23 protein-coding genes and 1 pseudogene are annotated in these 22,520 nt (G+C 32.1%); 23 read left to right on the top strand and 1 reads right to left on the bottom strand.

The window, feature by feature from the left end; translation table 11 throughout:
* Positions 1-109: 109 nt before the first annotated feature.
* The 22 genes and pseudogenes from BR82_RS0110770 to BR82_RS0110645 all read left to right on the top strand — a co-directional run bounded on the left by BR82_RS0110770 (position 110) and on the right by BR82_RS0110645 (position 19,985).
* Positions 110-883: an HD domain-containing protein gene (locus BR82_RS0110770; protein ID WP_027090203.1), complete on the top strand. Its 774-nt coding sequence runs from the start codon at positions 110-112 to the stop codon at positions 881-883.
* A gap of 276 nt (positions 884-1,159) precedes the next feature.
* Positions 1,160-1,387 carry an acyl carrier protein gene (acpP, locus tag BR82_RS0110765; protein ID WP_027090202.1) on the top strand — a complete coding sequence of 76 codons (228 nt, stop codon included), beginning with the start codon at positions 1,160-1,162 and terminating at the stop codon, positions 1,385-1,387.
* 118 nt (positions 1,388-1,505) lie between these two features.
* Positions 1,506-1,961 carry an acetyl-CoA carboxylase biotin carboxyl carrier protein gene (accB, locus tag BR82_RS0110760; protein ID WP_027090201.1) on the top strand — a complete coding sequence of 152 codons (456 nt, stop codon included), beginning with the start codon at positions 1,506-1,508 and terminating at the stop codon, positions 1,959-1,961.
* A 5-nt stretch (positions 1,962-1,966) separates the two neighbouring features.
* Positions 1,967-3,319: an acetyl-CoA carboxylase biotin carboxylase subunit gene (locus BR82_RS0110755; protein WP_027090200.1), complete on the top strand. Its 1,353-nt coding sequence runs from the start codon at positions 1,967-1,969 to the stop codon at positions 3,317-3,319.
* A gap of 3 nt (positions 3,320-3,322) precedes the next feature.
* A complete protein-coding gene (gene accD / locus BR82_RS0110750) occupies positions 3,323-4,195 on the top strand; it encodes an acetyl-CoA carboxylase, carboxyltransferase subunit beta (protein WP_027090199.1) in 873 nt (290 codons plus the stop codon).
* Complete coding sequence (locus tag BR82_RS0110745) at positions 4,195-5,145, top strand: acetyl-CoA carboxylase carboxyltransferase subunit alpha (protein ID WP_027090198.1); 951 nt, start codon at positions 4,195-4,197, stop codon at positions 5,143-5,145. Before accD ends, BR82_RS0110745 begins: the two co-directional genes overlap by 1 nt.
* On the top strand, positions 5,138-5,599 hold the full coding sequence (locus tag BR82_RS0110740) for a MarR family winged helix-turn-helix transcriptional regulator (RefSeq protein WP_027090197.1): 462 nt from the start codon (positions 5,138-5,140) through the stop codon (positions 5,597-5,599). The genes BR82_RS0110745 and BR82_RS0110740 overlap by 8 nt, the downstream gene beginning before the upstream one ends.
* 8 nt (positions 5,600-5,607) lie before the next feature.
* Positions 5,608-6,549 carry a beta-ketoacyl-ACP synthase III gene (locus BR82_RS0110735; RefSeq protein ID WP_027090196.1) on the top strand — a complete coding sequence of 314 codons (942 nt, stop codon included), beginning with the start codon at positions 5,608-5,610 and terminating at the stop codon, positions 6,547-6,549.
* A gap of 3 nt (positions 6,550-6,552) precedes the next feature.
* Positions 6,553-7,485 carry a DUF561 domain-containing protein gene (locus BR82_RS0110730; protein WP_027090195.1) on the top strand — a complete coding sequence of 311 codons (933 nt, stop codon included), beginning with the start codon at positions 6,553-6,555 and terminating at the stop codon, positions 7,483-7,485.
* A 2-nt stretch (positions 7,486-7,487) separates the two neighbouring features.
* Complete coding sequence (locus tag BR82_RS0110725) at positions 7,488-8,552, top strand: NAD(P)H-dependent flavin oxidoreductase (RefSeq protein WP_027090194.1); 1,065 nt, start codon at positions 7,488-7,490, stop codon at positions 8,550-8,552.
* Positions 8,552-9,484 (top strand): ACP S-malonyltransferase, encoded by a 933-nt coding sequence (gene fabD / locus BR82_RS0110720; protein ID WP_027090193.1) that lies wholly within the window; start codon positions 8,552-8,554, stop codon positions 9,482-9,484. Before BR82_RS0110725 ends, fabD begins: the two co-directional genes overlap by 1 nt.
* 1 nt (position 9,485) lies before the next feature.
* Positions 9,486-10,238, top strand: a complete 753-nt coding sequence (fabG, locus tag BR82_RS0110715; protein WP_027090192.1) for a 3-oxoacyl-[acyl-carrier-protein] reductase — start codon at positions 9,486-9,488, stop codon at positions 10,236-10,238.
* Between the two features lie 11 nt (positions 10,239-10,249).
* Entirely contained in the window at positions 10,250-11,491 is a 1,242-nt protein-coding gene (fabF, locus tag BR82_RS0110710; RefSeq protein WP_027090191.1) for a beta-ketoacyl-ACP synthase II, read from the top strand.
* A gap of 4 nt (positions 11,492-11,495) precedes the next feature.
* Positions 11,496-11,921, top strand: a complete 426-nt coding sequence (gene fabZ, locus BR82_RS0110705) for a 3-hydroxyacyl-ACP dehydratase FabZ (protein WP_027090190.1) — start codon at positions 11,496-11,498, stop codon at positions 11,919-11,921.
* 188 nt (positions 11,922-12,109) lie between these two features.
* On the top strand, positions 12,110-12,469 hold the full coding sequence (locus BR82_RS15695; protein WP_418080438.1) for a MerR family transcriptional regulator: 360 nt from the start codon (positions 12,110-12,112) through the stop codon (positions 12,467-12,469).
* Positions 12,470-12,741: 272 nt separating this feature from the next.
* Positions 12,742-12,846, top strand: a complete 105-nt coding sequence (locus BR82_RS17990) for a hypothetical protein (protein ID WP_471530104.1) — start codon at positions 12,742-12,744, stop codon at positions 12,844-12,846.
* Positions 12,847-12,941: 95 nt separating this feature from the next.
* Positions 12,942-13,526, top strand: coding sequence for a DapH/DapD/GlmU-related protein (locus BR82_RS0110685; protein WP_027090189.1), 585 nt, complete (start codon positions 12,942-12,944; stop codon positions 13,524-13,526).
* A gap of 409 nt (positions 13,527-13,935) precedes the next feature.
* Positions 13,936-15,105 carry a PucR family transcriptional regulator gene (locus tag BR82_RS0110675; protein ID WP_027090188.1) on the top strand — a complete coding sequence of 390 codons (1,170 nt, stop codon included), beginning with the start codon at positions 13,936-13,938 and terminating at the stop codon, positions 15,103-15,105.
* Between the two features lie 242 nt (positions 15,106-15,347).
* A complete protein-coding gene (gene rlmD / locus BR82_RS0110670; protein ID WP_027090187.1) occupies positions 15,348-16,484 on the top strand; it encodes a 23S rRNA (uracil(1939)-C(5))-methyltransferase RlmD in 1,137 nt (378 codons plus the stop codon).
* Between the two features lie 350 nt (positions 16,485-16,834).
* Positions 16,835-17,692, top strand: a complete 858-nt coding sequence (locus tag BR82_RS16410; RefSeq protein WP_027090186.1) for a DUF6615 family protein — start codon at positions 16,835-16,837, stop codon at positions 17,690-17,692.
* A 458-nt stretch (positions 17,693-18,150) separates the two neighbouring features.
* Positions 18,151-18,570: pseudogene (locus tag BR82_RS17470) on the top strand (PDDEXK nuclease domain-containing protein).
* A 317-nt stretch (positions 18,571-18,887) separates the two neighbouring features.
* Positions 18,888-19,985 (top strand): Fic family protein, encoded by a 1,098-nt coding sequence (locus BR82_RS0110645; RefSeq protein ID WP_027090184.1) that lies wholly within the window; start codon positions 18,888-18,890, stop codon positions 19,983-19,985.
* A 266-nt stretch (positions 19,986-20,251) separates the two neighbouring features.
* Here BR82_RS0110645 and BR82_RS0110640 read toward each other — a convergent pair whose 3' ends face one another.
* On the bottom strand, positions 20,252-20,812 hold the full coding sequence (locus BR82_RS0110640) for a TetR/AcrR family transcriptional regulator (RefSeq protein ID WP_027090183.1): 561 nt from the start codon (positions 20,810-20,812) through the stop codon (positions 20,252-20,254).
* Positions 20,813-21,092: 280 nt separating this feature from the next.
* Between BR82_RS0110640 and BR82_RS0110635 the strand changes: the two genes are divergently transcribed.
* Positions 21,093-21,821 carry a PrsW family intramembrane metalloprotease gene (locus tag BR82_RS0110635; protein WP_027090182.1) on the top strand — a complete coding sequence of 243 codons (729 nt, stop codon included), beginning with the start codon at positions 21,093-21,095 and terminating at the stop codon, positions 21,819-21,821.
* The last annotated feature ends 699 nt before the right edge of the window (positions 21,822-22,520 follow it).

Raw genomic sequence — 22,520 nt, 5'->3', positions numbered from 1 at the left:
ATAGGAAAATTGGTATTTATTAGAATAAATAGATTTAAAAATTATTTCTTTTATAGAAAAAAATAGGTTAAACAAGAAATTCATTGTATACTAATAATGAGGTGATAGGATGTTTAAAATAGAAGAAGCGTATAAAGTATTTAATGATTATGTTAAGGATTACGATATAACGAATCCTAAAGTTGAACTAAAAGTAAAACATACTTATAGCGTTGTAAATAAAGCTAGAGCGATTGCTGAGAGTTTAAATCTTGAACAATCAGAAATTGATTTAGCGTGTTTAATTGCGTTATTGCATGATATTGGACGTTTTGAGCAATTACGGATATATAATAGTTTTTATGATAATCTAACTGTAGATCATGCTGATTTTGGTGTGAAGTTATTATTTGAAGATAAATTGATTGAAAAATTTAGCGATGATCGAGATAATGATTCTATTATATATAAAGCGATAAAAAATCATAATAAATTTGTAATAGCATCGGGTTTGAGTGAGCGAGAGTTAATGCATGCTAAGATTATTCGTGATGCTGATAAAATTGATAATTTAGAAATTAAATGTACTCTTCCATTAGAACCAATTTTTGATAAAACTAAAGAAGAGATTGAAAATCAGACGATTACAGATGAAGTTTATCAATCTTTTTTAAAACATCAAACGGTTCTAAGTACGATGCGTAAGACGGATCTGGATGTTTGGTTATCGCATTTTGCTTTTGTATTTGATTTGAATTTTAAATATTGTTTTTTAGAGATTTTGAATAATAAATATATTGATATTTTATATAATCGTTTAGATTATCGAAATAGTGAAACTAGAAATAGAATGCAGGTTATTTATCGTGAGGTAATGAATTATATAAACGAGCAGGTAAAATAATGATTATTTTTAGAAACTGATATATAAGGTTTATGTTAATTTATCAATATATTGAGCGAATTTATAACTGTTAGTACTGTGATTTAGGGTTGTAAATAAGTATTTATAGGCTTAATATTTTAAAATAAATTATAAAAAATATGGTTAAAAACTGTTGATTTTATTGGGATTTGCGTAAATAAACAAAATTTGATAAAAATTTTGAACATCAAACTATTTACAAATAATTTCTTTTTGTTATAATGTACGCGTAATATACACGAGGAGGAATAAAACGTGGAATTTGAAAAAGTAAAAGAAATAATCGTTGATTCATTAAGTTGTGATGAAGATGCAGTAACTTTAGATGCTAATTTAAAAGAAGATTTAGATGCTGATTCATTAGATGCAGTTGAATTAATTATGGCTGTAGAAGAAGAATTTGATATTGAAATTCCTGATGAAAAAGCAGCTGAAATTAAAACAGTACAAGATATCGTAGATTATATTAAAGCAAACGCTTAATTTTATTACCCAGTTTGACTGGGTAATAATTTTGCAAAAAAAATATTTTGATGTTCAAAGTATGAGCATTATTTTTTTAAGAAAATTTACTTTGATATTCAAAACAAAGGAGAAGATTATGAAAATTGATTTAGTAAAACAACTTATCAATGAATTTGAAAACTCAGAAGTTTTCAAAATGAAAGTAGAAATAGATGATATTAAATTGGAATTAGAAAAAGCACCAGCAGCACCTGTAAATGTAGTTAATAGTGAAGCCACTGTACTTCCTGTTTCTCCAACACCGGTTTCTTCGACATCAGCCCCTTTAGAAGCAGTTAAGGAGCCGGCAATAACAGGGACTCCAATCAAATCACCGATCGTAGGTGTATACTATGCAGCAAGTTCACCAGCTGCTAAACCATATGTTGAAGTAGGTAGTAAAGTAAAAGCTGGTCAGGTACTATGTATTGTTGAGGCGATGAAAGTAATGAATGAAATCAAATCACCAATTGATGGAACGGTTAGTGCAATCATGGCCGAAACAGAAGACCTGGTAGAATATGATCAAGTATTGATGGTAATTGAAGGGTAATAGATATGTTTAAACGAATTTTAATTGCTAACCGTGGCGAAATAGCGGTAAGAATTATAAGAACATGTCAAGAGTTAGGAATTGAAGCGGTAGCTGTTTATTCTGATGTTGATAGTACTTCATTACATGTGCAGCTGGCAGACCATGCAGTATGTATTGGACCGGCAAAGGCGGCGGATAGTTATTTAAATATGAAAAATATTTTAAGTGCTGCAACAGCTCTAGGTTGTGATGCAATTCATCCGGGCTTTGGCTTTTTATCTGAAAACTCGACTTTTGCGCGTTTAGTTGAAGAATGCGGAATGACATTTATTGGACCAAGTGGTGATGTTATTGACATGATGGGAAATAAAAGTATGGCTCGTCAAAAGATGATCGAGGCTGGAGTTCCAGTTGTACCTGGAAGTGATGGCAGCGTCAATAGTCTTGAAGAGGCTAAAAAGGCAGCTGATCGAATTGGTTACCCAGTTTTAATTAAAGCTTCAGCTGGAGGCGGAGGCCGTGGAATGCGAAAAGCTTTTAGCAAAGAAGAATTTGATGATGCATATTTAACAGCTAAAGCAGAAGCTAAAGCATGCTTTGGTGATGATGATATGTATCTGGAAAAATTGATTTTAAATCCTAAACATATCGAATTCCAGATCTTGGCTGATAATTATGGTAATGTTATTCATTTAGGGGAACGTGATTGCTCGATTCAGCGACGTAATCAAAAAATGATTGAGGAAGCACCTAGCAAAGCTTTAACACCTTTATTACGACAAAAGATGGGAGAAGATGCTGTTAAGGCAGCTGTTGGAGCTGGTTATCGTAATGCAGGGACAATTGAATATGTTCTTGATCAAGATGGAAATTATTATTTTATTGAGATGAATACACGAATTCAAGTAGAACATCCAATTACCGAAATGATTACCGGAATAGACTTGATCAGAGAACAAATTAGGATTGCAGCTAATCAAAAATTAACATATAAGCAAAGCGATATTCATTTGAATGGTCATGCAATTGAGTGTCGAATCAATGCCGAAAATCCCCGCGAAGGCTTTAGACCTTGTCCTGGAACTGTCAAAAGTGTGCATTTACCAGGCGGATTGGGAGTCAGAATTGATACAACTTTGTATCAAGGCTATAAAGTATCATCACACTATGATTCAATGATTGCAAAAGTTATTGTTCATGGTTCTAATCGTTTAGAGGCAATTAGAAGGATGCGAAGGGTTTTAGCTGAGCTGGTTATTGATGGTATTGATACTAATCAAGAATTACAGTATTTGATTTTGCATACAGGGGAATATGTAAAAGGAAATTTTGATACAAGTTTTATTGAAAATAACTTAGATAAGTTGGTGAGATAGTAAATGGAAGAATTATTTAGAGCGCGAAAAGAAAAATTAAATTTATTCAAATCAATTCGTCATAAGTTACAAGATAAAAAAAGAATTGATATACCAGATGGTTTATACACTAAGTGTGAAAATTGTGGGGAATCGATTTTAAGTGAAGACTTAAAAGAAAATTATTATGTTTGTCCTAAATGTAAAGCTCATTTAAAGATGCGTGCTTATACACGATTAAATCTTTTATATGATGGAGCTAGATATAAAGAGTTATATAAAAATATTAAATCTAATGATCCATTAATGTTTCCTGGTTATAAAGAAAAATTAAAAAAATTAGAAGAGACGACTAATCTTGACGAAGCGGTTGTCTGTGCTACAGGGAAAATTGGTGGAAAAAAAGTTGTTGTTTGTGTAATGGACTCACGTTTTTTGATGGGAAGTATGTCAGGTGCTGTTGGAGAGAAAATAACAAGAGCGATTGAACATGCTACAAAGCGTAAGTGTCCAATTATTATCTTTACAACTTCAGGGGGAGCCAGAATGCAGGAAGGGATTATTTCTTTGATGCAGATGGCTAAGACAAGTGCAGCTTTAGCTAAACATCATGAAGCGGGATTGTTGTATATTTCTTATATTACGCATCCAACTACGGGTGGTGTAACGGCTTCGTTTGCAATGTTAGGTGATATTATTATTGGAGAGCCGAAAGCTTTAATTGGTTTTGCTGGTCCCCGAGTAATTGAATCAACGATCAAACAAAAATTACCAGAGGGATTCCAAAGAACGGAATTTATGCAAGATCAAGGATTTATTGATTTGATAGTGGAACGTTCAAAAATGCGAGAAACAATTATTAAATTATTAAAAATGCATAGCAGGGGGGTTCAATAATGTCACTGCAGGAAAAAGAAATCAAAATTAAAGAAATTGAATTAGAATTATTAAAATTAAAAGATGATCAGGAAATTGATCATACTTTACAAATTCAAGATCTAGAAAATACGAAAGCTCGTTTGGAAAATGAAGCTTATCAAAATATTAGTGCTTATGATCGGGTTTATCTTGCAAGAAAATCTGATCGACCAAACGTGTATGAATATATTGAAAATCTTTTTGATGATTTTATTGAATTACATGGCGATCGTTTTTATAAAGATGATGGCTCTATTGTCGGGGGATTGGCAATGTTTGAAAATATTCCTTGTACAGTAGTTGGGCATTTAAAAGGGCGAACTTTAGAGGAAAATCTAAAATGTAATTTTGGAATGTCTTCACCAGAAGGATATCGAAAAGCACTGCGTTTGATGAAACAAGCTGAGAAGTTTAATCGACCTATTATCACTTTTGTTGATACACCTGGTGCTTATCCAGGGCTTAAAGCTGAAAAACATGGAATTGGTGAAGCCATTGCTCGTAATTTGATGGAAATGTCACAATTAACAGTACCAATTATTGTTGTTGTAATTGGTGAAGGCGGAAGTGGCGGAGCTCTTGCTCTAAGTATCGGAGATCGTATGGTGATGCTGGAAAATAGTGTTTATTCAGTTTTATCACCAGAAGGATTTGCATCGATATTGTGGAAAGATAAAGATGGTACACGTGTTCATGAAGCAGCAGAGTTAATGAAATTAACAGCGGATGATTTATATGAAATGAAAATAATTGATAAGATCATCAAAGAACCTCGTGGAGGAATTACAAAAAATCGTGAATATGTGTATAAGCGTTTAAGGATATATCTTCGTAATAATTTAGAAGAATTAATGAAATTATCAAAAACAGCATTAATAACTAAACGCTATAATAAATTTAGAGAAATGGGCCGAATTACAAATGACTAATCGCGATATTTTAAATCGAGAATTGATCAACCATTTGTTTGTTAGATTATTTAACCAAATATCAGATATTGAAGCACAATATATGGTAGGACATGGAGTTGAAGATTTAAGTTTATCAGAATTGCATATTATTGATGCAATCAGTTCTTTATCAAATCCGACGATGTCGACGATTGCTTCAAAAGCAACTTTAACGAATGGAACGATTACGACAGCGATAAAAAAGCTGGAAGCTAAAGGGTATGTAAAACGTCATAAAGATGAAAATGATCGTCGTGTTATTCGGGTGGAATTAACAATTAAAGGGAATCGTGTTTGTAAGGTTCATCGTGATTTTCATGAAGAAATGGTTAGTCGGGTATGTGAAGATAGTCATGTTCTTGATGATGAATTATTGATTAAATCATTACAGCAGCTGGTTTATTTCTTTGAGGATATCAAAGAAAAATATTAGGAGATTATATGAATGGATTAAAAATATTGTCAACTGGTTACTATGCACCACAACAAGTTCTTGATAATTTCAATCTTGAAAAAATGGTTGAAACATCAGATGAGTGGATTGTCTCTAGAACTGGAATAAAAAAAAGACATATTGCAAAGGAAGAAAGTTGTGTTGATTTGGGATATCAAGCAGCTTTAAAAGCAATAAAAAATATAGATAAAAGTAAAATTGGTTTAATAATTTGTGCAACTATGACACCAGACTATTTTACACCTAGTAATGCTTGCTTAATTCAAGAAAAGTTAGGGTTAAATGATCAAGAAGTAATGTGTTTTGATTTAAATGCAGCTTGTAGCGGTTTCGTTTATGCTTTAACAGTAGCTCAGGCGTTGTTACAAAATTTAGGTGATAAATATGCTTTAGTAATTGGTAGTGAAAAAATATCTAAGATGATTGATTTTAATGATCGAAACACTTGTGTATTGTTTGGTGATGGCGCAGGAGCACTAGTTATTAGTAATGGGGAAGGAATTTTTGCTAGCTACAGCAATTCTGCTGGTAATTTAGATGCTTTGAAGGCACCAGCAATTAATGAAGTAAGTGAAAATCATTTCCTTACGATGGCAGGACAGGAAGTATTTAAATTTGCTGTTAAAGTAATTCCTGAAAGCATAAATGCAGTTTTAAAGAAAAGCAATCTGACTCTTGATGATGTTGCATATGTTGTATGTCATCAAGCTAATTATCGAATTATTAAAAATGTATATAAGAAGTTAAAATCTTCTGAAGATAAGTTTTATATGAATTTACAAGAATATGGAAATACCTCTGCTGCTAGTATTCCTTTAGCATTAGCAGAGATGGATGAAAAACAGATGTTAAAACCAGGCGATAAAATTATTTGTGTTGGTTTTGGCGGGGGCCTTACTTGGGGCGCTACATTAATAGAATGGAGTTAAAAAATGAAATTAAATGAATTATTAAACATAAAGTATCCTTTAATTCAAGGAGGAATGGCCAATATTGCAACTGGTGAGTTTGCGGCAAGTGTATCTAATGCCGGAGCGCTTGGATTAATCGGAGCTGGTGGTATGGATACAGAAACTTTAAAAAAGAATATTGAAATTTGTCGCAGCTTAACTGACAAACCATTTGGAGTCAATATCATGTTAATGAATCCATGTGCTGATGAAATGGCACAATTAGTAATTGATGAAAAAGTTCCCGTTGTAACGACAGGAGCAGGAAATCCTGGTAAATATGTTGAATCATGGAAAGCAGCAGGAATCAAAGTGTTACCAGTTGTACCAAGTGTTGCCTTAGCAAAACGTTTAGAAAAATATGATGTCGATGCGATTATTGTTGAGGGTACTGAAGCTGGTGGTCATATCGGCGAATTAACGACAATGGCTTTAGTTCCTCAAGTTGTTGAAGCAGTCAAAGTACCTGTAATTGCAGCTGGTGGGATCGCTAGTGGAAAACAACTTTTAGCAGCTTATGCTCTAGGGGCTAGTGGGGTACAAGTAGGGACTTGTTTACTAGCTAGTGAAGAATGCCCAATTCATGAAAATTATAAACAAGCAATTATTAATGCTAAAGATACAAGTACAACAGTAACTGGAAGAATTGCTGGAACACCAGTAAGAATTATAAAAAATAAAATGGCTAAAGAATACATCAAACGTGAAAAAGAAGGCGCTGATATGATGGAACTTGAAAAGTATACATTAGGTTCATTAAAAAGAGCCGTATTAGAAGGGGATGTAGAAACAGGTTCTTTAATGGCTGGACAAGTAGCTGGAATGGTAGATGAAATAAAACCTGTAGCAGCAATTATTGCCGAATTGTTTGATGAGTGTAAACAAGAGTTTAAAAAGTTAGAAAGCGAGTTTTAATGATGAAAAAAGTACACATAGGTGAGATGTGCCTTGAGGTTCCGATTATTCAAGGAGGAATGGGCGTAGGAATTTCATTAGGAAACTTAGCTGGAAATGTTGCTTTAAATGGCGGGATGGGTGTTATTTCAACTGCTCATCCTGGTTATCGGGCAGCAGACTTTGAGAAAAATCCGCTTGAAGCTAATAGACGTGAATTAGCTAATGAAATAAAAAAAGCTAAAGAGATTGCAAAAGGTAAAGGAATGGTTGCAATCAATGCTATGGTTGCGATTACTGATTATGCTGCTTTAGTTGAAGTAGCTGTAAAAAATAAAATTGATGCCATCATTTCTGGAGCAGGTTTACCAATGAATTTACCTAGTTTTGTAAAAGATACAAAGGTCAAGATTGCACCAATCGTATCAAGTGGTAAAGCGATAAAATTGATTTGTAAGACATGGGATCGTAGATTTAAAGTAGCACCGGATTTTGTAGTTATCGAAGGCAGCGAAGCTGGGGGCCATTTAGGTTTTCATAAAGAAGATGTCTTAAATAAGACAACGGCTAAGTTAGCCGATATCTTTGAAGAAGTAAAAGAAGCAATTCAACCATTTGTAGAGAAGTATAAAAAAGAAATTCCGATTTTTGTAGCGGGAGGAATTTATGATAGTAAAGATATCCAAGAGTTTTTAGACTTAGGAGCTGATGGTGTTCAAATGGCAACCCGTTTTATTTGTACTGATGAATGCGATGCCGATATTAAATATAAGCAGGCTTTTATCAATGCTAAAAAAGAAGATATTGAAATCGTAAAATCACCGGTAGGAATGCCAGGTAGAGCGATCATGACAAAACTTACAGAAAAGTTGAAAAATGATGAAAGAATACCTGTAAAAAAATGTTATAATTGTTTGATTCCCTGTGACATAAAGACGACACCTTATTGTATAAGTGGAGCCTTGATCAATGCTGCTAAAGGGAATCTTGATGAAGGGTTAGTATTTAGTGGCAGCAATGGCTATCGTAATGATAAGATAATTTCAGTCAAAGAGTTGATGGATGAATTGAAGGAAGGACTAGAATAATGGGAAAGATAGGATTTGTATATGCTGGTCAAGGCAGTCAAGTTGTTGGAATGGGTAAATCATTCTATGATAATTATCAAATCGCAAAAGATATTTTTGATAATATTGATTTGGATATTGATGTAAAAAAATTGTGTTTTGAAGGACCGATAGAAGAACTTTCAAAAACAAGTAATACGCAGCCATGTATGGTAACTGTTGCTGTAATTGCAACTAAGTTATTAAAAGAAAATGGAATTGTTCCTGATTTTGTAGCGGGACTTAGTTTAGGTGAATATTCAGCATTAAATGCTGCTGGAGTATTAGATGATCAAACAGCAATCAGTCTAGTTCGTTTTAGAGGGCAAGCAATGGAACGAGCAGTAAAGGAAATGGAAAGTAAAATGGTTGCAATTATTGGTTTGGATCGTGAATTGTTGGATGAAGCTGTTGCAGAAGCAAGTGATTTAGGGGTAGTATCAATAGCTAATTATAATTGTCCGGGACAATTAGTTATTGGTGGTGAGGCTAATGCAGTTACTAAAGCAAGTGAATTAGCTTTACAAAAAGGTGCTCGTCGCGCAATTCCGTTGAATACAAGTGGTCCATTTCACACCAGGTTATTAGCACCAGCTAGTCAAGAACTTAAAGAAAAATTTGCAGATATAACTTTTAATGAAATGCAAATACCAGTTATTTTTAATAGTTCAGCAAAAGAATTAGAAGCAAATGTAAGTGTTGCTGAAATGTTAGAAAAACAAGTAATGTCACCAGTATATTTTGAAGATAGTATTCGTTATATGTTGGAAAATGGTGTAGATACAATTATTGAAATTGGTCCTGGTAAGGTATTGAGCGGTTTTATTCGTAAAATTGATAAAAAAATTAAGACTTATCAAGTTGAAGATCAAGAATCATTAAATAAAACAATTTCTGGATTAAAAGGAGAATAAAATGAAATTAAAAGATAAAGTAGTTTTAGTAACTGGTGGAGCCCAGGGAATTGGCAAAGAAATTTGTTTAGCTTGTGCTCGTGAAGGTGCTAAAGTGGTTGTTAATTATGTTGATTTCGGTAATAATAAAGAAATTGCTGAGGCAACAAAAAAAGAACTTGAAGATTTTGGGACTACAGTAATGTTAGTTCAAGCCAACGTTGCATCTTTTACAGAAACAGAAGCAATGTTTAAAGAAATCATGAAAGAATTTGGTCGTGTTGATGTATTAGTTAATAATGCTGGAATCACTAAAGATGGTTTATTGATGAGAATGAAAGAAAGTGATTTCGATGCTGTTATCGATGTTAATTTAAAAGGAACATGGAATTGTATGAAACATGTTACTAAGATCATGATGAAACAGCGATATGGAAGAATCATTTCAATGTCTTCAGTAGTAGGTGTAGCTGGAAATGCTGGACAGGTCAACTATTCTGCTAGTAAAGCGGGAATAATTGGGATGACAATGTCTTTAGCGCGTGAAGTAGGCAGTCGTGGGATTACAGTTAACGCTGTAGCACCAGGTTTTATTAAAACAGCGATGACAGATGTTTTACCAGAAGATGTTAAAGATAGTATGGCCAAACAAATTCCTTTAGGTATTTTTGGAGAAGTAAGCGATATTGCTAATACAGTTGTTTTCTTAGCAAGTGATGATGCTAGATATATTACTGGTCAGACTATTCATGTTGACGGCGGAATGGCAATGTAAGGAGAAAGATGATGGAAAGAAGAAGAGTAGTAGTAACTGGACTTGGGGCAATTAATGCTATTGGTCATAATGTTGATGAGACATGGAAAAGTATTAAAGATGGAGTTTGTGGAATTGCTGAAATTACTAACTATGACACAGAATTAACAAGAGTTAAAATTGCTGGTGAGGTTAAAGATTTCAATCCTGCAGATTATTTAGATAAAAAAGCAGTTCGTAAAATGGATCGTTTTACTCAATTTGGGGTAATTGCTGCAAAAGAAGCGTTTAAAGATGCTGCTTTAAATATTGAAGATATTGATGCTGATCGTTTTGGGGTAGTAGTATCAAGTGGAATTGGGGGACTTGCAACAATTGAAAAAGATCATACTAAAGGGTTAGAAAAAGGATATGATCGAGTTTCGCCATTTTTTGTACCAATGTCGATTACGAATTTAGCAGCTGGTAATATTGCTATTGAGTTAGGGGCTAAAGGATTATGTACATGCCCAGTCACTGCTTGTGCTGGTGGTACTAATGCTATTGGTGATGCTTTTAGAAATATTCGTGATGGATATCAAGATATAATGATAGCTGGTGGAGCTGAAGCAAGTATTACTCCGCTTGGAATTGGTGGCTTTTCATCAATGAAAGCTCTTTGTGATAATAATGATCCTAAACGTGCTTCTATTCCTTTTGATGCTGATCGTTGCGGGTTTGTTATGGGAGAAGGAGCCGGAATTATTGTCCTTGAAGAATTAGAACACGCTAAAGCTCGTGGTGCTCATATTTATTGTGAGATGGTTGGCTATGGTGTAAGTTGTGATGCGCATCATATTACAGCGCCATTAGAAGATGGTTCAGGTGGTGCTAAAGCAATGATCAATGCCCTTAATGATGCTAATTTAAAACCTGAAGATGTAACTTATATTAATGCCCATGGTACTAGTACGCCATTAAATGATAAAGGTGAAACTATGGCAATTAAAACAGCTTTAGGTGAAGCTGCTAAAAGTGTTGCGGTATCTTCAACTAAAGGAAATACGGGGCATTGTTTAGGTGCTGCAGGTGGAATTGAAGGCGTTATTTGTGTAAAAGCAATAGAAGAAGGTTTTATTCCTGCTACAATTAATTACCAAACACCTGATCCACTATGTGATTTAGATATTGTACCAAATACTGGTAGAGATCAAGAAGTAAATGTAGCTATGTCAAATTCATTAGGATTTGGTGGACATAATGCTACGATCGTATTTAAGAAATATGGAGAATAAGAAAATGGAATTAAATAGTAATCAAATTCAAGAAATCAATCCCCATCGTTATCCTTTTGCTTTAGTTGATCGTATTATTGATTATAAACCTGGTCAGTGGGCTAAAGGAATAAAATGTGTTAGTGTAAATGAGATGCATTTTTGTGGACATTTTCCACAGCATCATGTTATGCCGGGGGTTTTGATCGTTGAAGCATTAGCTCAAGTAGGATGTATTGCAATTCTTTCAAAGGAAGAAAATAAAGGTAAGATTGCTTTCTTTGGGGGAATTAATAAATGTAAATTTAAAGGGCAAGTAACACCTGGTGATGTTTTAGAAATGGAATGTGTTTTAACAAAACAAAAAGGACCAATTGGAATTGGTGATGCGGTTGCAAAAGTAAATGGCAAGGTTGTTTGTAAAGCGGAGTTAACTTTTGCAGTTCAGTAAGATAAAATTTTGCTAGTTAAATTATATGTCTAATAAAACAAAGATATCTACATTAGTTGTATCTTTGTTTTTTATTATTGATTTATAAATATTTATCATAAAAATCTTGACTTAGAGTAAACTCTAAGTTGTATACTGTGATTGAAATAAGGAGATGATATAGTGACAATTAAAGAAGTAGCAGAAATATTAGTCAGAATACATTGCGCTATTATGAGCAAATAAAGATGATTCTTGAAGTTACAAGAACATCTGGAGGAATCCGCGATTATCAAGAAGAAGATTTAAAATGGGTAGAGTTGGCTATTTGTATGAGAAGTGCTGGTCTGCCAATAGAAGTTATGATTGAATATGTAAAGTTGTTTCAACAAGGTGATGATACTATTTTGGCAAGATTAGAACTTCTTAATAACCAGATGGAGGTTTTAAAATCGCAAAAAAAGCAAATTGAAGAAACGATGGCTAGACTCATATATAAAATTTCTCGTTATGAAAAAGCACTAAAAACTGGTGAATTAGTTTGGGACAAAGGAGAAAATGTGGAATGAAAAAACTTGTAGCATTTTACTCAAGAGCTGGTGAAAATTATTTTGGCGGCTCTATAAAATATATAACCATTGGTAATACTGAAAAGTGGCAAAAATGATTTCAAAAATTGCAGGTGCTGATTTATTTAAGATAGAACAAAAGAATATAATATTTGTATTGAAGAGCGAAAAAAGATTTACAGATAAATGCTAGACCAGAACTTATCACCTTACCAGATAATATGGACTAGTATGATGAAATATATCTAGGATATCCTAATTATTGGGGAACTATGTTGATGGCAGTGTATACGTTTTTAGAAGAATTGGATTTTATTGAAAAGATAATTCATCTTTTTTGCACCCAGTGGACTTGCATCAACAGAAAAGGACATTAAAAATGCAGCTCATAGAGCGAAAGTTACAGATGGTCTTGCAATAACTGGCAGCTTTGTAGACAATGCACAAAAAATAATTGAAAGGTGGATATAAAATGAAGTACGAGAAAGGGTATGTTTATTATTTGATGGATCAAGGGGGACCAACAGATGTACGTGAAGAATATTTTAAAGAAGCAAGTGATGAAATGATCCGTGCTAGAACACTTTGTGCAAAGGCAAATGCAGTATTACCAAATGATACATCTTATATTAAATATTTGGAGGAATTATTTGAAAGGGATCTTAAAGATGTAAGAATACTTACGCCGTTTATTTGTGATTTTGGAAATAGAGTAAAATTTGGTAAAAATGTATTTATTAATCACTCTGCTATTTTATCTGCTTCAGGTGGAATTGAATTTGGAGATGGTGTAATGATTGCTCCAGGTGTTCGCATTGCCACAATAAATCATGATATGAATGAAAGACATTCTATTTATACATATGGAAAGGTAAAAATAAAAAAGAATGCTTGGATTGGTATGAATGTAACTATTTGTCCAGGAGTAACGATTGGTGAATATGCTGTTATTGGAGCGGGAGCGGTTGTAACAAGAGATGTACCAGATTATGCTGTAGTTGGTGGTGTTCCTGCAAAGGTGATTCGTTATCAAGATGCAGCAGCACAAAATGAATAAAGTAAGAACATTTATATTAAAATGATTCAGAAAAAGTATATATGTTTAAGAAAGCAGCGAAGAAATAGTAAATAATTGAATGAAAAAACAAAACAGAAATCAATAAATTCTGTTTTGTTTTTGAATTAAATATTATCTTTTTTTAAAAAATTTGAAAAATCTTGAAAAATTTTCGCAATTAAAATAATTTTCACTTTGAACCCAAGCAGGGCAAGTTTCAAAATTATCAGTTATTACAAAATATCCATAAATGTCCATTTAATGTCCCTCCTGAATGTTCTTTTTTTTATACAATAATATTATATAATAAACTTTTAATAATTCTAGGGACATAGATTATAAAAAAATAATAATTATTTGTGCACTATGCACAAATAATGCTAAAATAAGAAAAGAGGAGGAAAAACAAATGGGATTTACAATAGAAGATGCATTGATTCAAACTCAAAAACAATACCGTTTAAAACTATTAGCTGGTCAAGAGGGTTGTGGAAATGCAATGAGTTGGGTTCATATGATTGAGGATACTAAAATAATTCAACAATTATGGGGGAAAGAGTTGGCTGTAACGACTGGGTTAGGTTTTCAAAGTCAAGAAGCACTTTTAGAATTTATCAAATGTTTAGTTAAATATCATAGTGTGGGTTTAATAATCAATACTGGTAAATATATTTTTGAGATATCACAAGATATTATTGATTATTGCAATGAACAGGAATTTCCGCTATTAACGACACCTTGGGAAGTTCATATGGCTGATTTGATTAAAGATTTTAGTATGCGGTGTTTGTTTTCTGAAAAAGAAGATCGGCAGATATCAAAACTTTTTCAAGAGGTGTTTACAACTGTACAAACGGTAGAAGAAATACGACCACAGTTAATGGGTTCATTCGATGTGGATGGTAATTTTCAAGTAGTATTAATTGGAATTGAAAATTCTGATCAATTTGATGCTATTGAAAGAAGAAAAGTCGCTTTTCAATTAGAACTATGTTTTGAAAAAATTGAAAGTCCCTATACTTTTTTTTGGTTTGATGGGCATTTTGTTTTGGTCGTAAATAATCTTGATACTGATAATTTAAAAAGAATTATTGATAAAATGTATAAAAGAGCTAAAAAAAGAATAACGGGTAAATATATTTATCTAGGAATAGGAAGTCAGATGATGGATCTTAGGCAAGTAATTTTAAGTTATAAGCGAGCTCGTGCTGCGGTTTCAATGGCTGTACAATTTCAATTACCAATTGTTTTTTTTGAAGAAATGGGAATATATCAAATTCTTTTTTCAATTGAAGATAAACAAATCCTCAGTGAAATGTATCATCGTTTGTTACAGCCGCTTATTGATTATGATCAAAAACATCATGGTGAATTAGAAAAAACACTTTTTTATTATTTGTTTTATAATGAGAGTCAAATTGAAATGGCTAAAAATCTTTATATACATCGCAATACTATTAATTATCGAATGCTTAAAATCAAAGAATTATTAGGGTGCCAATTAGATACTTTTGAAGAAAAAATGCCATATATGTTAGCAACATATATTAAGAAAGTTTTAAATGAGGATGATATTTAATAGCTTGTGCATGAAGATGTTTTAAATTTATTTAGCAGTGTTTTTAATATTTTAGTGCTAATGCAGGGGTTCAAACTATATTGAAGCAAAATTTATATATTAGTGGATATTTGACTAATATATTTTATCAGTAAATATAAGTTATTTGTACGAAAAATGAAAATGACAGAAAATATTTTTAAATACTTTAAGATTTGTATTAATCGTAAAAAGCACAGGTTGATTAAAAAAGGAGCTTTAAAATGAAATGTTTAATAGAAAAGAAATGTGGCAGTTGTAAATATATTAATAGTAGTTATCAAAAACAATTAGATATCAAAAAAGAGTATTGTAAAAAACTCTTAAAAGACAATCGTTTAGATATGTATCATGTAGAAGATGTGTTAGGGATGGAACATCCCTATGAGTATCGTAATAAAATAATTATTGCTTTTAATCAAAAGTATGAATTTGGTTTTTATGAAGAAGATAGTCATAAAATTATTCCTTATGATCGCTGTTTGTTACATGAAGAAGTAAGTGATTTAATTATAAAGAAAATTCAAAGTTTATTAAAAAGATATCGAATTAGCATTTATGATGAGAATCGAAATAAAGGATTGTTAAGACATGTTTTAATTCGTAGAGCAATCGTTAGTGATCAGACAATGGTAGTTTTAGTTTGTAATGATAATGTATTTAAAGGATCTAAGAATTTTTGTAATGAGTTAATAAAGAGTTTTCCTAGTATTAAAACGGTTGTTTTAAATGTTAATAAGAGAAAAACAAGTATTGTTTTAGGTAATGATGAAAAGGTACTTTATGGTAAGGGGTTTATTGTTGATGAATTGTGTGGTTTGAAGTTTAAGATTTCTCCAAAATCTTTTTATCAGATCAATCATTATCAGTGTGAAATACTTTATCATAAAGCTTTGAATCTATTGAATTTAAAAGGAAATGAAATTGTTATTGATGCTTATTGTGGAATTGGAACGATTGGAATGATTGCTTCAAGTAAAGTAAAAGAGGTAATTGGAGTAGAGGTAAACAAAGATGCTGTTAAAGATGCCATCAATAATGCTAAGATGAATAAAATTAGTAATATCAAGTTTGTTAATGATGATGCTACAGCTTTTATGATTAAACTGGCTAAGCAAAAACAAAAAGTTGATTGTATCATTATGGATCCACCTCGAAGCGGGAGCACTAAAGAATTTATGGATGCAATAAAGATTTTAAGTCCTCAAAAAGTTGTCTACATTTCATGTGATCCAAGTACTCAGGTTCGAGATATCAAGTATCTTGCAAAACTAGGATATCGCAGTAATGTCATGTATCCAGTTGATATGTTTCCCCATACGACACATGTTGAGACGATAATAATGCTTTCCCACAAATAACAGATAATGTAATCAATATAAAAAAGTGGAGTTTGGCGAAGGTACGGGCAAAATGTCACTTGATAATATCGCCAAGAGAGTCGCAGCGTATAAACCCAAAGAGCAGGTTACCTATAAGATGATTAAGGAGTACATAGAATCAAAATACGGCTTCAAGGTACATACTTCATACATTGCACAGAGGTAAAGCAGGATTTAGGCTTGTCAACAATGTATGATGTCCCTAATGCGGTAGAGAAATTAAAACAGCTAAAGAAGTATCCGACACCAGAAAAGGTAGGAACAATCAAAGATGCTTTAAAGTATTTTGAGGTCATATAAAGTTTGTGTTACAAGAGAGGAGAAGAATAGTGGTATTTCACGACAGCTCTAGAAAAATTTATGATTGGTTAAATAAACAACCAAATGTAAAAGAAGAATCTCTAACGGATTGGTTGTTATATTATACGTCAGAGCATTGTTCTAATCTATACTATAAGGAATTTACAAGACATAAAGAAGCAAACAATGGTGCTGATTGGGAATGGTGGATTTTAACTCCAAGATATGGCAAAGAATATAATGCCTATAGATTTTTAGTACAGGCTAAAAAATTACTTTCCGATGGCAGAGATAATTATCCGTTATTGTCTTATGGAAATAAAAATGGTTATCAAATAGATCTGCTTATGAAAACGGCAAAACACAAAAACGCTTTCCCTTTATATTTGTATTATTCTACTGCACCTGTGGATATAAATAAACAAATTGACGAATTTCCATATATTGATAGTTCTGTTATTTATTGGTGCGACAATTGTGAAAATGGATGTTATTTATCTCCAACATTAAAGGTATATAAGGAATTGTATAAATATCCAAGGCATAAACTGCAAGATACGGATATTGTAAATAAGGCATTAAAGTTGTCATTGTTAGATTTATTATTCTATAGCAATATTGAAAGTGTGTTGGATCAGTTTAACAGGAAGTATATATTGCCAGACGGAGAAAAAATACTAAATAATTCTGTTCAAGGAGTATATGGAATAAAGCATTCTGGAATCGGAATACCAGATTATTTAAAAATGTTTGTAGATAGAAGAGGAGAAAATTTAGAATGGCTCCAAGCGGAAATGGGAATTGATGATATTGATGGTATAGTCGTATTTGATTTCAGAAATATAAATAAGGACAAGCGAGATTATAATGAATCAGGATTTTTATAATGAAATAAAAATATTTTAAATATAGCAAGAAATAAAGTCTATTAAACGGCTAATTTTGCAATGGTTGAAGCCTATTGAAATACAGGAAGATCAATCATTGAAGAACAGGGTGGTAATGAAAAAGCGTAGTATAGAACAGGGTTATTGAAAGAATTATCAAAACAAATGACTAGAGATTTTGGGAAAGGATTTACTGTTGCAAACTTGAAAAATATGCGGTAGTTTTATTTAACGTTTCTAAATGGCTACGCATTGCGTAGCGAATTGAGTTGGACTCATTATCGGTTTTTGATGCGAGTGGAAAATGAAAATGCACGAGAATTTTTATATGCAGGAAGCTGTAAAAACCTCAATGGAGTAACAGACAACTTAAGCATCAGATAAATTCTTTCTTCTATGAAAGGGTATTATCCAGTAAAAATCAGGATCAAGTTACAGCAGAAATTCAGATACTGGAAATGGTGAAAAAACTAGAAGATGTTACCCGTGATCCATATGTGTTTGAATTTCTTGGGCTGGCGCCTAATGATGATTTTTATGAAAGTGATTTAGAGCAAGCGTTAATTACACATTTGCAGAAATTTCTTTTGGAACTTGGCAGAGGTTTTTCATTTATCACAAGACGGAAAAGAATAACGTTTGATGGACGTCATTTTAGAATTGATCTTGTATTTTATAATTATATTTTGAAATGTTTTATTTTAATTTTAAAAGTTGAAGATTTGACGCATCAGGATTTAGGGTAGATGCAGATGTATGTTCATTATTATGAACGAGAACTTATGAATGAAGGAGACAATCCACCGATTGGTATTGTGTTATGTGCAGACAAAAATAAATCTGTAGTTAAGCATATGTTACCTGAAAATGAAACATAAATTTTTGCTTCAAAATACAAATTGTATTTATCATGCAAGGAAGAATAGTTACGAGAATTAAATCAGGAATATCAAGCATTGGAAGCCAGTAAGACAGGAGAAGAGGATATTGACGATATGGAACAAGAATAAATTTTGCATTAAGGTGGTGCAAAATTGATGGAACTTATATTTTGGGATGCACGAGCAAGCATTAGTACTATATAAATTTTGTCCGTATTTCCGCAGTATTAAAGATCAGGAGAAATTAGTTAGATTATATCTGTGGAAATAGTAGTTTTCTGGTAGAGAAAAGAATAATAGCGAGGTGATATAGAGTGAACAAAGATCCATTTGAAGAATATATTAAAGAGTCCGAGCCTGATAAACGGGATAAAGGCTATGCGTGGCATACAGCAATTGGTCTACAGGCTGTTGATGGGCTGAGGACATCGGAATATCTGGTGCGTACTGCTGTTCGCAATATCGAGGGCGAGATATCCTTTGATGAAACAAATGCACTTTTGCAGAGCTACTATGAAGAAAACCCTGCCCACGATGCTGAGGATCGCACCGAAGAGGCCGACAAGGTTTCGGCAAGGATTGCAGCTCTACTGTCCGAGCGAGCATTTAGTTTTACGCCCAATGAGTATATTTCCATTCACAGGAAGCTGTTTACTGGCATTTATTCTCATGCAGGACATATCCGTGATTATAACATCACAAAGAAGGAATGGGTGCTGAATGGAGCGACCGTGCTCTACGGAAGTGCTACAGAGTTGCGGAAAACGTTGGATTATGACTTTTCTAAGGAGAGGGAGTTTTCCTACCAAAGTCTTACAATGGATGAGATTGTACATCATCTTGCAGTATTTATATCTAGATTGTGGCAAATTCATGTATTTGGTGAGGGCAATACTAGAACGACAGCAGTGTTTTTCATCAAATATCTGCGCACATTGGGATTTGATGTAACGAATGATATTTTTGCTAAGAATGCATGGTATTTTCGTAATGCACTGGTAAGAGCAAATTACAATGATTTGAAAAATGGTATTTATGAAACAACAGAATATCTTGAAGTTTTCCTACGCAATCTTCTGTTGAACGAGAACCATCCGCTTTATAACCGAACATTGCACATCAGTGAAGCATTTAAGAAAACAGAAAAACCGGATATTGAAACTATAAAACCGGACATTGACATTTTAAAAGCGGAGATTGAAAAAGTTTTCCAGCCCAAAACGGTAAGTAATATTTTGAAGCTTTATGAAAAATTTTCAGATCAAACAATTTTTGGACGTTCAGATGTGATGAAAGTGATTGGTATTAGGCCATCTAGAGCTTCTGAGCTTTTGAGAGAATTGACAAAACACGGCATTATTGAGCCAGTATCTGGTCATGGAAAAGGAAAGTACCGATTTTGTCTTCAGTAAGATTGAGGCAATGTTTTTTGGAATAAAGCATAGAAATTATAAATAGGTCAGATGGTTCTGACCTATTTAAAAATCTAATATAATAATTTTTCTGGACAAATTATTTTGGAAATTGTGTTGTATGATAATGGTAAGACTGATAAAATACAGGCTCAATATCGGAGAAAGCGAATATCTGATCACTGGTTTATCAGTAGATGAATTATATTTTGAAAGAAGGGAAATTAAAATGTCGTATGATTTTTGATGATTATTAACTAGTATATTTAATTTGTGATATTTTTTAGATAAATATCATTTATAAGTTTACTAATTTCATGTGGTGTTTTATTTATATCGCTTAAAAGCCATTTTTTAATCATCCCGTATGTACCATTTATAATAAATGTAAGCAACAGATTTTTTGCTTCTTCATCATAGAGATTAGAAAATTTTTTATTTAATTCATCCCATATATTAGGACAATAAAATAATTTTTCTATAAACTCTGAATCTTCAGAATTATTTTGAAAAATCAATCTTGCTATTTTTCGATTTTTGTTTAAATAGTCACAAATAATTTCTATTTGTTTGTTTAATTGATAACTTTGATCAATATTTTTTTGCTTAATGAAATCGTGAATATCATCGATAAGTTCATTTTCTATTTCTTGTAGTAAATTTTTGGGTGAATTATAGTGATTATAAAAGGTAACGCGGTTGATTCCAGCATTATGACATAACTCACTGACAGTAACTTTTTGGATTTCTTTTTTTTTCATTAAGTAAATCAAACTCTCTTTTAATAATTGTTTTGTCAGCATAACTCTTTGATTTTCTTTTTGCACGATACATTCTCCCTTTTTTATATTATCTTTGATAAACAAATTGTTGCAAAATTTACATGTGTATATTATAATAATGCTGTTTTAGTTTGTCAAATTTTAACTAAGTAGAATTGTATGTTTTATTTTTATTTAGTAGTTTAGGAAATACTGTTTTCACATTTAAAAATAGTTATATAAAAACAGCTAGTAAAGATGCGATTTTAAGCTGTTTTATGAAAACTTTTTGACAATAGCTTACTTGATTTTTAATTGTATATGAAATAGTAAAGGAGATGGATATATGTTTTTCTTTATGCCAATGGCGTTTGGTAGAATTATTTTTATCTATATCTTAGCAGCAATTATTCCAGCAATTTTTTTGTTATGGTATGTATATAAGCAGGATACTATTGAAAAAGAACCACCAAGATTATTACGATCTTTGATTGGATATGGGATTGTTGCAGCTTTGTGTTCGATTGTTTTAGAATGGGTTGGAAATCTAATATTGGATAATACATTATCTAAAGAAAGTCCGTATTATATATTAGTGTTTGCCTTTCTTGTAGTTGCTGCAGTAGAAGAAGGTACTAAGATGTTTTTTTTGAAACGACGCACCTGGAATGATTGGAATTTTTCTCACTTGTATGATGGTGTAGTGTATTCTGTATGTGTATCTTTAGGATTTGCAGCCTTTGAAAATATCAAATATGTTTTTACCTATGGGTTATCAGTGGTATTACCACGTGCTTTATTTGCAATTCCAGGACACCTTGGTTTTTCTGTGTTTATGGGAGTGTTTTATGGACGTGCAAAATTATGTGAGAATCGAGGAAATACGGTAGGAAAAATAATAAATTTAACTCTTGGATATGTTTCTGCTGTTTTACTTCATGGTTTCTATGATGCATGTGCTATGAATGGAAGTACGACAGCAAACATGATTTTTTATGGATTTGTAGCAGTTATGTATGTGGTTGTATATCATATGATTAAAAAAGCCTCAAAAGAAGATCAACCAGTTTATTAGAAGTTGATTATTACATAATTAATAAATATAATAAAAACAGTTAAATGATCTACAATTATTTTTAACTGTTTTATTTTTATTTTCAAATTGAAATGAATTGTTTATCACGATAGTATTTTGAAATGACATGAAAATATAGAGATATGATAGAGGGCAGCTTTCTAAGAACAAGGAAGCTGCCGTTTGTTTTATGTGTTGAGAGATTATGTGTAATAAAATGACAACTAAGAATTTGATAGATGCAGTAGACTATTCCATTAAAAAACAAAAAAATGATAGCATTTATAGGTAGGGAGGGTAGCAAGACCAGCTACCTCTTACATCATAAAAAGTAATTGTCACTCATTCACAATCTTTTATGGAGGAACACAAAGAGTATGATTCACCTTTATTTTGTTGATATGCAAATTATTTTGACTCAAAAAACTACTGTTTATGCATTCGTAAATTAGTTAAAATTAAATATAACTAATTTAATTTGATAATATTTTATTCAAATTATTTTATGCCGAGAAAACTTATTTATAGTGGATATTCCTAAGTTATACTTTTTCATAAGCAAAATCTTCTTGATTTTGCTTGGTTTTAACGGTTCTTAGGAATTTGGCTCCACTGTAAATAAGGAAATTGGAATAAATTAATTTGATTGTTTGTGCCATTATATTTTGCTATTTTTTACTAATTAGCTCATATCTTTTA

The organism is Thomasclavelia saccharogumia DSM 17460 (genome assembly GCF_000686665.1).
GTDB classification, from domain to species: Bacteria; Bacillota_I; Bacilli_A; order Erysipelotrichales; family Coprobacillaceae; genus Thomasclavelia; species Thomasclavelia saccharogumia.
This window is presented reverse-complemented; position numbering and strand designations above follow the sequence as displayed.